The sequence below is a fragment of the Streptomyces sp. V4I8 genome, assembly GCF_041261225.1.
In the GTDB taxonomy this organism is placed as follows: domain Bacteria; phylum Actinomycetota; class Actinomycetes; order Streptomycetales; family Streptomycetaceae; genus Streptomyces.
In genome coordinates this window covers 6,313,063-6,325,789 of the sequence record NZ_JBGCCN010000001.1, presented here as the reverse complement: position 1 = coordinate 6,325,789, position 12,727 = coordinate 6,313,063, and the positions used below count along the sequence as shown (strand labels likewise).

Below are 12,727 nucleotides of genomic sequence, written 5' to 3'. Positions count from 1 at the left end.
GCTACCCCGCTGGGATCGACCCGCGCTCCACAGACCCCGGCTGCGGCGGCACAACCGGCCCCCCGAAGACGAAGTCCCGCAGCTTGCGCCACACACCGTCGGCGCCCTGCTCGTAGAGGGCGAAGCCGGTGCAGGGCCACTCGGCCCGGTAGTCGGCCAGCTCCTCGAACGCGCGGTCCATCGACTCGTCGTCGATGCCGTGCGCGACGGTGACATGCGGGTGGTACGGGAACAGCAGTTCGCGCGAGACGGGCCCGGAGGCGTCGCGGACCTGCTTCTGCAGCCAGGTGCAGGCTTCGGCGCCCTCGACGACCTGGACGAAGACGACCGGCGAGAGGGGCCGGAAGGTGCCGGTGCCGGACAGCCGCATCGGAAAGGGGCGGCCGGCGGCCGCGACCTCGGCGAGGTGTGCCTCGATCGCGGGCAGCAGCGCGGCGTCGACCTCTGTCGGCGGTAGCAACGTGACGTGCGTGGGGATGCCGTGAGCCGCGGCGTCGCCGAAGCCCGCGCGCCGCTCCTGGAGCAGGCTGCCGTGAGGCTCCGGGACCGCGATCGACACGCCGATCGTTACGGTCCCCACGTCGTCTCCTGTCGTCTGTCGGTGAGCTCGCCCGTCGCGAGAAGCTCGTCCTGTTGTGTGCTCATGCCCTTTTGGTGAGCGTGAGTAGCCACTGATACGCCCACTCGGCTATCGACTGTACGGCCACGGCCGTGCTGCGGGCAGGCGCAACCATAGTGATATGCAGCGCTGTGCCGTGGTGCGGGCTCAGTGCTTGGCGGGCAGGAAGCCCACCTTGTCGTACGCCTGGGAGAGCGTCTCCGCGGCGACGGCACGCGCCTTCTCCGCGCCCTTGGCCAGGATCGAGTCCAGCGTCTCCGGGTCGTCCAGATACTGCTGGGTGCGCTCCCGGAAGGGCGTCACGAACTCGACCATGACCTCCGCGAGGTCCGTCTTGAGCGCACCGTAGCCCTTGCCGTCGTACTTCTGCTCCAGTTCCGCGATTCCCGCCCCCGTGAGGGTCGAGTAGATGGTGAGCAGGTTGCTGACGCCCGGCTTGTTCTCGGCGTCGTAGCGGATGACGGTGTCGGTGTCGGTGACCGCGCTCTTGACCTTCTTGGCGGTGGTCTTGGGCTCGTCGAGCAGGTTGATGAGGCCCTTCGGCGTGGACGCCGACTTGCTCATCTTGATCGACGGGTCCTGAAGGTCGTAGATCTTCGCCGTCTCCTTGAGGATGTACGGCTTCGGCAGTGTGAAGGTCTCGCCGAAGCGACCGTTGAAGCGCGTGGCGAGGTCACGGGTGAGCTCGATGTGCTGGCGCTGGTCCTCGCCGACCGGAACCTCGTTGGCCTGGTACAGCAGGATGTCCGCGACCTGCAGGATCGGGTACGTGAACAGGCCGACGGAGGCCCGGTCCGCGCCCTGCTTGGCGGACTTGTCCTTGAACTGGGTCATGCGGGACGCCTCGCCGAAGCCGGTGAGGCAGTTCATGATCCAGGCGAGCTGGGCGTGCTCGGGGACATGGCTCTGGACGAAGAGCGTGCAGCGCTCGGGGTCGAGTCCGGCCGCGAGGAGTTGGGCGGCGGCCAGGCGGGTGTTGGCGCGCAGGTCGGCGGGGTCCTGCGGGAGCGTGATCGCGTGCAGGTCGACGACCATGTAGAACGCGTCGTGGGACTCCTGCAGGGCAACCCACTGGCGGACGGCGCCGAGGTAGTTGCCGAGGTGGAACGAGCCTGCGGTGGGCTGGATTCCGGAGAGCACGCGGGGTCGATCAGAGGCCATGCTCACCATTCTCTCAGGTCTCGGGGGCCGGTCCGGAACTGGTCGGAAACAGATGGGAACCGATCCGTCTTCCGCGGTGTAACAAAGGTGTGAGGACGCGGGAGGGGGGCCGCATCGTCGATGAGGCCGCGGTGATCGCACGCGTACGCGCCGGAGAGCCGGAGGCGTACGCGCAGCTGGTGCGGGCCCATACGGGCATCGCACTCAGGGCGGCCGCCGCGCTCGGGGCGGGTGCGGACGCGGAGGACGTGGTGCAGCAGGCCTTTGTCAAGGCGTACTGCTCGCTGGGCCGCTTCAAGGACGGCTCGGCGTTCAAGCCCTGGCTGCTGGCGATCGTCGCCAATGAGACGAGGAACACAGTGCGTACGGCGGCCCGTCAGCGCACGCTCGCCGGGCGTGAGGCGGCCTTCGTGGAGGCGGAGCCGCTGATACCGGAATCGACGGATCCGGCGATGGCCGCGCTGGAGATAGAGCGCCGCGCGGCGCTGCAAGCCGCCCTGGAGAAGCTGAGCGAGGAGCATCGCCTGGTCGTCACCTACCGCTATCTCCTGGAGATGGACGAATCCGAGACGGCCCAGGCCCTGGGCTGGCCCCGGGGCACGGTGAAATCCCGGCTGAACCGCGCGCTGCGGAAGCTGGGCCGGTTGCTGCCGGATTTTCAGCCTCGGGAAGGGGGTGATGAGCATGAGTGACGGACGGAAGCCGTACGACGACGGCGACGAGCAGGGGGCGTACGAGGGCGAAGATCGGCGTGGGTTCGGGCGTGTCGGCGCCCAGGGCCCCGAAGGCGCCGATCGGAGCGGTCGGGACGCCGGCGGCACAGTTCCTCGTGATCGCGGCCGGCGCACCGACCCCGCACGGCTGCCCGAGGAGCTGCGGGCACTCGGGCGGTCGCTGGACGCGCGGGGTGCGGCGGACGGCGCCGAGACGATGGTCGAGCGGGTGCTCGGGCAGATACTCGCCGAACAGGTGCCGGTTCCGGTGGCCGAGCCGCCGGGCGCCACCGAGCGGCTGCGGGCGGTGCGGCGCTGGACGCGGATGCGGTGGCGTTCGCTGACCGCGGCGCTGTGCGGCCTGCTGGCGGTCCTTGTGCTCACGCCCCCGGTGCGGGCAGCGGTCTTCGACTGGTTCGACTTCGCCGGAGTCGAGGTGCGGTACGACCCGTCGGCGGTCCCCTCTCCCGGTGCCCAGGTCCCGGGCTGCGGCCGCTCGGTGTCACTCGCCCAGGCGGAGCGCCGGGCCGGGTTCGAGCCGCTGGTACCGGAGGAGCTCGGCATGCCGGACACAGTCGCCGTGACGGGTGAGCCAGGGGGACGGTTCGTGGTGAGCCTGTGCTGGCGCGAGGACGGGCGCACGATACGGCTGGAGGAGCGGCGGGCGAGCCTGGACATCGGCTTCGCCAAGACGGTGCGCGAACCGCCGCAATGGATCTCCCTGGACGCCGACCCGTCGGACAGCGGCACGACCGACCCTGCGCTGTGGTTCCCCCTGCCGCACCTGCTGACCTTCTGGCTGGTGGACGCGAACGGGGTGCGCTACGACCGCGAGGAGCGGACGGCCGGGCCGACGTTGCTGTGGACCCACAGGGCCGAAGAGGCTCACACGGCCGACAAGGCTCACAGGGCCGAGAGCGGGAGCGTGACGCTGCGGCTGGAAGGCGTGGCGTCGAAGGAGCGGGCGGTGGAGATCGCGCGGTCGCTGGGCCTGCCGTCCGAGGAGCCTTCGAAATAGGTGGTTCGGAGTGGGAACCCAGGCGGGTCGGGCGGTGTACCAGAAGTGACACGCGGCTCGGGGACGGGCCGGACGGGGATCGCTCGGGTTGGGGGTTCGGATGCGCGGAGACGGGGTCGGCCGCTTCGGAGGCCGGATGCGGGGAAAGAGGGCCGGCCGGAGGGGCCGGGGCCGTGAACTGGCGGCGCTGACCGGGATGTTGGCAGCCGCGCTCGCACTGCTGCTGTGGGGCGCCGCGGGTCCGGCGTCGGCCGGAGGACCGACCAGCGTGCTCCTGGTCTCGCCGGAGAGCACGGAGACAACGGCGCTGTACTACTCCGACGAGGAGTACGGAGAGCTGGAGCGGCTGCTCGGCACAGCGGCCAAGGGCACGCGCGACAAGCCGCCCGAGGCCGGTCTGACGGCTGCCCGGCAGATCAACGTCACGTGGATGGTCCATGACGTGACGCCCTGGCGCCTCGACCGGGTCTACCCGGCCCACAAGGGACAGGACGTCTGGATACACACGGCGGCGAACCTGGACAGCACGACGAACGGCACCTGGCACCGCGCCGATCACCCGGCCCAGCTGCGAGTCCTGCTCAAAGAGCTGGGCCTTATGGGCAAGGTCTCGGACGACGGACGGGCGGCGATCTTCCCGCCGGGGTGGGAGGAGGACGGGACGGGTGACACCGCGAAGGACGCCTCCGACCCCGCGGCCGGCGCTGCGGCGGATGCTGGGGACAGGGCGACCGAGGCGTCCCCGGCCCGGTCTGGATCGGGGTCGGGGTCGGGGTCGGGGTCAGGTGACGGCACCGGCTGGTGGTGGGCACTGCCGGGCGCGGCAGCTGGGGCAGTGCTGGCGCTGGTACTCCGCCCCTTCGCCGGGCGGCTGCCCCTGGACCGCCTGCGGGGTGAGCCGGGGCCGAGGCAGGAGCTGCGGGACATATGAGGGCCGGCCGGGCGTCGGTGGCACGCTGCTGATACGCCGCGCGGCGGCCCGGCCGGAGCCGGACCGCCGCGGGAGGAACCACGTCAGGGTTGATCGACCTGGACCCGTGAGGTCCTCGGTGGATCGGCGCGGGCGTCAGCCCAGGTCGATCTCCGGGTACAGCGGGAAGCCTGCCACGAGGTCGGTGGCGCGGCGGGAGATCTCGTCGGCGATCTTCGGGTCGAGCACATGCTGCGCCTTGGAGGGGGCGCCCTTGCTGGTGGTGCCGGGCTCGGTGGTGGTGAGGACGCGGTCGATCAGGGCGGCGACCTCGTCCATCTCGGCGGTGCCCAGGCCGCGGGTGGTCAGGGCGGGGGTGCCGATGCGAATGCCGGAGGTGTACCAGGCGCCGTTGGGGTCGGCCGGGATGGAGTTGCGGTTGGTGACGATGCCGGACTCGAGGAGTGCGGCCTCGGCCTGGCGGCCGGTGAGGCCGTAGGAGGAGGCGACGTCGATCAGGTTGAGGTGGTTGTCGGTGCCGCCGGTCACGAGGGTCGCGCCCCGGCGCATCAGGCCTTCGGCCAGTGCCCGGGAGTTGTCCACGATGCGCTGGGCGTACCCACGGAAGGACTCCTGGCGGGCCTCGGCCAGGGCGACGGCCTTGGCGGCCATGACGTGCGGGAGCGGGCCGCCGAGGACCATCGGGCAGCCGCGGTCGACCTGGTCCTTGAGGGAGTCGTCGCACAGGACCATGCCGCCGCGCGGGCCACGCAGCGACTTGTGGGTGGTGGTGGTGACGATCTGGGCGTGCGGGACCGGGTCGAAGTCGCCGGTGAGGACCTTGCCGGCGACGAGACCCGCGAAGTGGGCCATGTCGACCATGAGCGTGGCGCCGACCTCGTCGGCGATCTCGCGCATGATCCGGAAGTTCACGAGACGGGGGTAGGCGGAGTAGCCGGCGACGATGATGAGCGGCTTGAACTCACGGGCGGAGGTGCGCAGGGCCTCGTAGTCGATGAGGCCGGTGGCGGGGTCGGTGCCGTAGGAGCGCTGGTCGAACATCTTGCCGGAGATGTTCGGGCGGAAGCCGTGGGTGAGGTGGCCGCCGGCGTCCAGGGACATGCCGAGCATGCGCTGGTTGCCGAAGGCCCGGCGGAGTTCGGCCCAGTCGGCCTCGGTGAGGTCGTTGACCTGGCGGACGCCGGCCTTCTCCAGGGCGGGGGCCTCGACGCGGGCGGCGAGGACGGACCAGAAGGCGACGAGGTTGGCGTCGATGCCGGAGTGGGGCTGGACGTAGGCGTGCCGGGCTCCGAAGAGCTCCTTGGCGTGCTCGGCGGCCAGGGACTCGACGGTGTCGACGTTGCGACAGCCCGCGTAGAAGCGGCGGCCGATGGTGCCCTCGGCGTACTTGTCGCTGAACCAGTTGCCCATCGCCAGGAGGGTGGCCGGGGAGGCGTAGTTCTCGGAGGCGATCAGTTTGAGCATCTCGCGCTGGTCGGCGACCTCCTGGCCGATGGCGTCGGCCACGCGCGGCTCGACGGCGCGGATCACGTCGAGGGCGGCACGGAAGGCGGTGGACTCGGTGGAGAGGGGCTCGGCGGGCATGGGGACCTCCGGACGTCGTGTGCAGCGTTCACGGTACGGCCCAGGCGCACGGCACTCGGTCTGGACGTCGGTCCAGGGGCCGCTCCCCGATGGTTGGTCCATCCCAGCGCGCCAGTCACGGCCCGCGATCAGCCTACCGGGCGCGCCGACGGGGCATGGTCCCGCGTCCACCATCCGAGCAACGATAGGAAGGGGCCGCAAAGCACTCGTAAGGCCGGAAATGGACAGTGGCCGCGAGCCTCGTGACGGCCGGGACACGAGCCCTCGTGGTGGCGGAAACGGAGAGCCCCGTGAGCACGTCGAGCACCACCGAATCCCTGATCGCCGCGGTCGACGCGCACAGCGCCCACAACTACCACCCGTTGCCGGTCGTGGTGGCGACGGCGGACGGCGCGTGGATGACGGATGTGGAAGGGCGGCGGTATCTGGATCTGCTGGCCGGGTATTCGGCGCTCAACTTCGGGCACGGCAACCGGCGGATCGTGGACGCGGCGAAGGCGCAGCTGGAGCGGGTGACGCTGACGTCGCGGGCGTTTCACCACGACCGGTTCGCGGCGTTCTGCGAGCAGCTCGCCGAGCTGTGCGGGATGGAGATGGTGCTGCCGATGAACACGGGGTCGGAGGCGGTGGAGACGGCTGTGAAGACGGCCCGGAAGTGGGGTTACCGGGTCAAGGGGGTGCCGGCGGAGATGGCGAAGATCGTCGTCGCGGGCAACAACTTCCACGGCCGTACGACGACGATCATCAGCTTCTCCACCGACCCGGAGGCGCGGGCGGACTACGGGCCGTACACGCCGGGCTTCGAGATCGTGCAGTACGGGGATCTGACGGCGATGCGGGAGGCGTTGACGGAGAACACGGTGGCCGTGCTGCTGGAGCCGATCCAGGGCGAGGCGGGGGTGCTCGTTCCCCCGGCCGGTTATCTGCCGGCGGTGCGGGAGCTGACGCGGGAGCGGAACGTGTTGTTCATCGCGGACGAGATCCAGTCGGGGCTGGGGCGCACGGGTCGTACGTTCGCGTGCGAGCACGAGGGTGTGGTGCCGGATGCGTATGTGCTCGGGAAGGCGCTCGGGGGCGGGGTCGTGCCGGTGTCGGCGGTGGTGTCGTCGGCCGAGGTGCTCGGGGTGTTCCGGCCGGGGGAGCACGGGTCGACGTTCGGCGGGAATCCGCTGGCGTGCGCGGTGGCGCTGGAGGTGATCGCGATGCTGCGGACGGGCGAGTTCCAGGAGCGGTCGGCCGAGCTGGGCGCGCATCTGCACCGGGAGCTGGGCCTGTTGGCCGGGACGGGGCGGGTGACGGCGGTGCGGGGGCGTGGACTGTGGGCGGGGGTCGACATCGCCCGGGCGTTCGGGACCGGACGGGAGGTGTCCGAGAAGCTGATGGACCGGGGTGTGCTGGTGAAGGACACCCAGGGGCCGACGATCCGTATCGCGCCGCCTCTGGTGATCGGGAAGGAGGATCTGGACTGGGGGCTCGCCCAGTTGCGGGGCGTGCTCGGGATGTGAGTCCGCCGTCCGGCTTCAGTGGTGTGCGGTGTGGTCGAGGATCGCGGTGGCGAGGGGCTTGTGGATCTCGGGCGGGAGCGCGTGTCCCATGCCGGGGATCTCGACGACGTGGGCGCCATTGATCGTCTGGGCGAGGTGGTGGGCGTGCGGGAGGGGGAAGACCGGTTCGGCGGGGGCTGAGATGACGAGGGTGGGGACCGTGGTCCGGGCCAGTGGTCCGGTACGGAGCATGCCCGAGTAGTCGGCGCGGCCATGGGCGTCGCCGGGCCGGTGATGGCCGGTGTGGGCGATGACCTTGCGGTCGAGGGTGCGGAAGTAGTCGGCGTCGAAGGGGCTGTGGCCGCCGGAGAGGAGCCGCCAGTGGGTGACCCGTCGCTCCAGCTCCGCCTCCCGGCCCTCGTCGGTCCACGGCTGGGACCACAGTTCCATGATGCGGGGGTCTATGCCGGGGAGTTCCTCCGCTGGGGTGCGGGTGCCGTCCGGGTGGAGGTAGGGGGTGTCGCTCAGGGCGCTGGTGCCGATCAGGGTCGCGCTCAGCAGGCGGTCGGGGTGGTCGGCGATCAGGAGCTGGGTGAGCATGCCGCCCAGCGACATGCCGACGACATGGGCGCGGGGGACGTCGAGTCCGTCCAGGACCGCGAGGGCGTCGTCGGCGAGGGTGGTGAGGGGGTAGGGCTGCTCGTCGTAGGCCCAGGTGGAGCGGCCGGTGTCGCGGTGGTCGTAGCGGATGACGCGGTGCTGGGCGGCGAGGAGGGCGACGAGTTCGTCGGGCCAGCCGAGACCGGAGGCCTGCGCGCCCATGATCAGGAGGAGTGGGGGTGCGTCGGCGGCGCCGTGGTCCTGCGCCCAGAGGCGGATTCCGGGTGGCGTGCCGAGGTCGATGAGGTGGTCCATGGCGAGGGCTCCCTGGGGGTGCGATGCGACCAAGATGGAAGGTGAGACGAGAAGGCGACGAGAAGGCGAGACGAGACGTACCGTATCGAATTATTGCAGCGCCGGCCACCGGGCGGGGGTTCCTGGACCGGGTGGGTGCGTCTGGCCACGACGCGACGGAAGAGCAGTGCCCTTCGGGGCGCGACCGGCGATCGGCGTATGCCGTATGCCGTACGGCGTCAGAGGATGACGTGCGGCAGGAAGCGGGCGTACTCGTCCGTGATCAGGCCGGACGACTCGCGGATGCCGAGGCCCGCCGACTCGTCCTCGACGACCCATGCGCCGAGGACGACATGGTTGCCGTCGAAGGCGGGGAGCGGGGCCAACTGCTGGTAGCAGCAGGGTTCTTCGCGGACGGTGGCCGTCTCGGCTCCGGGGTCGTGGATCGTCACGCCGGCGCCCTCGCGGCCGAGCAGGGGCTTGGCGACGTAGCCGGTCGTGCTCGCCAGCTCCCGTGGCCCGTCGAGGTACGCGGGGAGGAGGTTCGGGTGGTCCGGGTAGAGCTCCCAGAGGATGGCCAGGAGGGCCTTGTTGCTGAGGAGCATCTTCCAGGCGGGTTCGATCCAGAGGGTCGTGCCCGTGCCGCCGCCGTTGTCGAGGGTGTCGAGGACGTGGTCGGCGAAGCGGTCGGTGGTGAGCCATTCCCAGGGGTAGAGCTTGAAGCAGCTGCGGATGAAGCGGAGTTGCGTGTCGACGAAGCGGCCGGAGAGGCGGTCCCAGCCGATCTCCTCCATGGAGATCCAGCCGGTGTCCAGGCCCGCCTGTTCCGCGGTCTCCTTGAGGTAGGCGACGGTCATCAGGTCTTCGCCGAGTTCATCGACCGAGGAGTACGCGAAGTAGAGGGGGCTGCCGGGCGGGAGCAGGGCGGACTGTTTCTTCCAGGCGGCGACGAGGCGTTCGTGGAGGGAGTTCCACTGGTCGGCGCCGGGGAAGCGTTCCTCCATCCAGAACCACTGGGGCGAGGCGGCCTCGACGAGGGACGTCGGGGTGTCGGCGTTGTACTCCAGGAGCTTCGCCGGGCCGGTGCCGTCGTAGTGGAGGTCGAAGCGGCCGTAGAGGGAGGGGAGTTCGGCGCGGCGGCGCCAGGCCTCGGCGACCGCCTTCGCGACGCGCGGGTCGGTGATGCCGAGGTCGGCGAAGCGGCCGGCGGAGACGATGTGGTCCGCCGCGGCGAGGCACATGCGGTGGAGTTCCTCGACGACCTCCTCCAGCGCCTCGACCTCCGGGAGCGAGAAGACGTAGTACGCGCTCTCGTCCCAGTACGGGCGCAGGGAGCCGTCGGGGTGGCGGGTGAGGGGATAGACGAGCCCCTGCTCCTCGACGATCTGCTGCCAGTCGGGGCGGGGGTCTGTCATGCGGCGTTCCATCGCGTACGGCGTTCTGCCCGGCCCGCTCAGCCGCCGCTGCTGCCCGAGCCCGAGCAGCCGAAGCCCCCTCGGTCGACGGCCTCGCTGCGGCTGAAGGTGCCGTAGTCGGCGCGGCCGTCGTCGATGTCGGCGTCGTAGTACCAGGCGGCGTCGGAGCTGCCGGTCTTCCTCTTGCCGCTCTTGCCGTACGAGGAGCTGGAGCCGCTGCCGGAGTTGCAGTTCTTGTCCGCGATGACCTTGTAGCCCTCGTAGGTGTAGCTGTCGCGGTCGACGCAGCGGCGGTCGGGGTCGGAGCCGCACGAGGTCAGGGCCGCGGCTATGACTCCCATGCCGCCGAGGACGACCGTGCTCGAGCGCAGTCGGCGTCGCGTTTCCGCCATGTGTGTCTCCCCCGATGATCCGGCGATGATCCGGTTGCTCATGATCCGGATCCGGTTGTTGGTCGTGCTTCAGACGGACAGCCTAGAGATCGTTAAGAGTCCGGCCGTCCGGGGGGTTGCCGTTCTCCCGGTCCCCTACAGTCGCTTTGTGCTGTTTGGGATGGTGTGTGCGCTGGGTGCGGCGGTCTGTTTCGGTGCGGCCACCGTGTTGCAGGCGGTGGCCGCGCGGGCGGCGAGTGCGCAGGGGGGCCGGGGTGGCGAGGCCGGGGTCCTGCTGCGGGCGCTTCGGCAGTGGCGGTATCTGGCGGGGCTGGCACTGGACGGGCTGGGGTTCGTCCTCCAGGTCGTCGCCCTGCGGTCGCTTCCCATCTACGCCGTCTCGGCGGCGCTGGCGTCCAGTCTCGCGGTGACCGCGGTCGTCGCCGCCCGGTTGCTGCGGGTGCGGTTGCGTCGGAGCGAGTGGGCCGCGGTGGGGGTGGTGTGTGCCGGGCTGGCGATGCTCGGGCTCGCCTCGGGGGCGGAGGGGGACCGGGACGGGTCCGACGCGCTCAGGTTCGCGATGCTCGGGGTGGCCCTCGGCGTACTGGGGGTGGGGCTCGCGGGCGGGCGGTTGCCGGAGCGGGGGCGGGGGTTGGTGCTCGGGCTGGCCGCGGGGTTCGGGTTCGGGGTGGTGGAGGTGGCGGTGCGGCTGATCGACTCGGTCGGGGTGCCGGAGCTGGTGGCGAATCCGGCGACGTATGCGCTGCTGTTGGGGGGTGGGGCGGCGTTTCTGGCGCTGACGTCGGCGTTGCAGCGGGGGTCGGTGACCGTGGCGACCGCGGCGATGGTGATCGGGGAGACGATCGGGCCCGCCCTGGTGGGAGTGGTGTGGCTGGGGGATCGCACGCGGGAGGGGCTGGCATGGCTGGCGGTACTGGGGTTCGTGGTCGCCGTCGCGGGGGCGTTGGCGTTGGCGCGGTTCGGGGAGGCGCCGGTCGAGGAGACGCGGGTCGAGGAGACGGCGTGACCGCGCGACCCCGTGACCGCGCGACCCCGTGACCGCGCGACCGCGCGACACTGCGCTTTTCGCCGACGTCCCGGACCTCTTCAGATGGACCGAAAACAGGACGGAGAGAAATACGCAGCCCCAAAAAGCGACGTTCCCGGCAGCGCAAAAATCTTCGTTGAATCTTTGAACGCCATGCACGAGATCTTCGTATTCGACGGCGTGACCAGTAATCCCGTCACCGTCACAGTGGCCTATCGCGTGGTGTCGGGTCGTGCGGCCGACTTCCACTCCTGAGGGTGGGCCATGCTGGCCGCGAGTTCACGCCAGCCGGGCTTTCTGGGGGGTGGTGTCCTTGTCGACCGAGAGGCGGAGTGGCATGTGGTCCATCGCTTCGCCAGCGAGGGCACGGCTCGGGCCTGGGAGGACTCGGCACTCCGGGCGGAGTGGGACACCCGGGCGGAGGGGTTCGCCCGACGGACGGGGCGCAGGAGCGTGCGGAGCTCGAAGGCGTGGTTCGACTCCCAGACCGCAACGCCCGCCCCGCCGAAGAAGTGGAAACTCTGGTTCGTCAATATGAGCGCGGTTTTTCCGCCCGTGCTCCTGTTCAACATGACCGTTCTTCCTTATCTCAGCGGCCTGAATCCGCTTTTCCGTACGCTGCTGTTGTGCCTGTGCGTGACGGCCATTGTCACCTGGATTCTCATGCCGCGCCTTCAGCGATTCTTCCACAACTGGCTGTATCCGCAGCTCCAGGCGCTCCGCGGCCGGCACAAACGACGGACCACGTAGGCCGCCGGACCGCGTGGGCCCGCGAACGGCCCGAGGGAGGCGGGCGGGTGAAGACCCTGCTCATCGACAATTACGACTCGTACACGTACAACCTGTTCCAGCTCATCGCCGAGGTAAACGGCGAGGAGCCGGTGGTGATCCGCAACGACGCCCCCGCCGACGGGGTTCCCGATCTCGCCGAGTTCGCCAATGTGGTGGTGTCGCCGGGGCCCGGGCAACATCCGGGCGGGGCGCGCGACTTCGGCATCTGCGGCCGGGTCCTGGCCGAATCAACGGTTCCGGTGCTCGGCGTCCGCCTGGGCCACCAGGGCATCGCTCTCGGAGCGGGCGGCCGGGTCGTGCCCGCCCCGCAGCCGCGGCACGGGCATCTGTCCGCGGTCCGGCACGACGGGCGGGACCTGTTCGAAGGGCTGCCGCAGGACTTCACCGCGGTCCGCTACCACTCGCTGTGCGTGCCCGAGCCGCTGCCCGAGACCCTGCAGGCCACCGCCTGGGCCGAGGACGGCGTGGTGATGGGGCTGCGGCACCGCGAGCGGCCGTTGTGGGGGGGTGCAGTTCCATCCGGAGTCCGTGCTGACCGAGTACGGCCACCGGATGCTGGTGAACTTCCGGAATCTGACGGCGCGGCGGGCCCGTAGTCCACGGACGAAGAACACCGCCGTCACACCGGACGCCGCGGCGATGCCCGCCCCCGCGCCGGCCATCCCCCGTCCCCGGCGCCCAGGCCGCCCCGCCTACG

11 protein-coding genes, 2 pseudogenes and 1 riboswitch are annotated in these 12,727 nt (G+C 70.7%); of the genes and pseudogenes, 7 read left to right on the top strand and 6 right to left on the bottom strand.

Annotated features, from left to right (window positions below; all coding sequences use genetic code 11):
- Position 1: 1 nt before the first annotated feature.
- Positions 2-580, bottom strand: coding sequence for a 2'-5' RNA ligase family protein (locus ABIE67_RS28835; RefSeq protein WP_370263622.1), 579 nt, complete (start codon positions 578-580; stop codon positions 2-4).
- Positions 581-766: 186 nt separating this feature from the next.
- On the bottom strand, positions 767-1,780 hold the full coding sequence (gene trpS / locus ABIE67_RS28830; protein WP_370263620.1) for a tryptophan--tRNA ligase: 1,014 nt from the start codon (positions 1,778-1,780) through the stop codon (positions 767-769).
- A 131-nt stretch (positions 1,781-1,911) separates the two neighbouring features.
- Here trpS and ABIE67_RS28825 point away from each other — a divergent pair, with 131 nt between their 5' ends.
- The 3 genes from ABIE67_RS28825 (at position 1,912) to ABIE67_RS28815 (ending at position 4,442) form a co-directional block, all read left to right on the top strand.
- Complete coding sequence (locus ABIE67_RS28825; RefSeq protein ID WP_370263615.1) at positions 1,912-2,472, top strand: RNA polymerase sigma factor; 561 nt, start codon at positions 1,912-1,914, stop codon at positions 2,470-2,472.
- Positions 2,459-3,511 (top strand): hypothetical protein, encoded by a 1,053-nt coding sequence (locus ABIE67_RS28820; protein ID WP_370263613.1) that lies wholly within the window; start codon positions 2,459-2,461, stop codon positions 3,509-3,511. Before ABIE67_RS28825 ends, ABIE67_RS28820 begins: the two co-directional genes overlap by 14 nt.
- A gap of 136 nt (positions 3,512-3,647) precedes the next feature.
- Positions 3,648-4,442, top strand: a complete 795-nt coding sequence (locus tag ABIE67_RS28815) for a hypothetical protein (RefSeq protein WP_370263611.1) — start codon at positions 3,648-3,650, stop codon at positions 4,440-4,442.
- A gap of 135 nt (positions 4,443-4,577) precedes the next feature.
- On the opposite strand, the gene ABIE67_RS28810 is transcribed toward ABIE67_RS28815, so the two are convergent.
- The gene (locus ABIE67_RS28810; protein ID WP_370263609.1) at positions 4,578-6,026 is read right to left on the bottom strand and encodes a glycine hydroxymethyltransferase; all 1,449 of its coding nucleotides are present in this window, start codon (positions 6,024-6,026) and stop codon (positions 4,578-4,580) included.
- Positions 6,027-6,057: 31 nt separating this feature from the next.
- A riboswitch (ZMP/ZTP riboswitch) is annotated at positions 6,058-6,155 on the bottom strand.
- Positions 6,156-6,316: 161 nt separating this feature from the next.
- Between ABIE67_RS28810 and rocD the strand changes: the two genes are divergently transcribed.
- Entirely contained in the window at positions 6,317-7,531 is a 1,215-nt protein-coding gene (gene rocD, locus ABIE67_RS28805) for an ornithine--oxo-acid transaminase (RefSeq protein WP_370263607.1), read from the top strand.
- A gap of 15 nt (positions 7,532-7,546) precedes the next feature.
- Here rocD and ABIE67_RS28800 read toward each other — a convergent pair whose 3' ends face one another.
- The 3 genes from ABIE67_RS28800 to ABIE67_RS28790 form a co-directional block, all read right to left on the bottom strand.
- On the bottom strand, positions 7,547-8,425 hold the full coding sequence (locus ABIE67_RS28800) for an alpha/beta fold hydrolase (RefSeq protein ID WP_370263605.1): 879 nt from the start codon (positions 8,423-8,425) through the stop codon (positions 7,547-7,549).
- 218 nt (positions 8,426-8,643) lie between these two features.
- Entirely contained in the window at positions 8,644-9,831 is a 1,188-nt protein-coding gene (locus ABIE67_RS28795; protein WP_370263600.1) for a glutathionylspermidine synthase family protein, read from the bottom strand.
- Positions 9,832-9,857: 26 nt separating this feature from the next.
- Positions 9,858-10,211 carry a hypothetical protein gene (locus ABIE67_RS28790; protein WP_370263598.1) on the bottom strand — a complete coding sequence of 118 codons (354 nt, stop codon included), beginning with the start codon at positions 10,209-10,211 and terminating at the stop codon, positions 9,858-9,860.
- 160 nt (positions 10,212-10,371) lie between these two features.
- On the opposite strand from ABIE67_RS28790, the gene ABIE67_RS28785 reads away from it, so the two are divergent.
- From ABIE67_RS28785 to ABIE67_RS28775, 3 genes and pseudogenes are all read left to right on the top strand, one after another.
- Positions 10,372-11,217: a hypothetical protein gene (locus ABIE67_RS28785; RefSeq protein ID WP_370269029.1), complete on the top strand. Its 846-nt coding sequence runs from the start codon at positions 10,372-10,374 to the stop codon at positions 11,215-11,217.
- 174 nt (positions 11,218-11,391) lie between these two features.
- Positions 11,392-11,988, top strand: a pseudogene (locus tag ABIE67_RS28780) (antibiotic biosynthesis monooxygenase).
- Positions 11,989-12,035: 47 nt separating this feature from the next.
- Positions 12,036-12,726: pseudogene (locus tag ABIE67_RS28775) on the top strand (aminodeoxychorismate/anthranilate synthase component II); the annotation flags it as partial.
- Position 12,727: the final 1 nt, after the last annotated feature.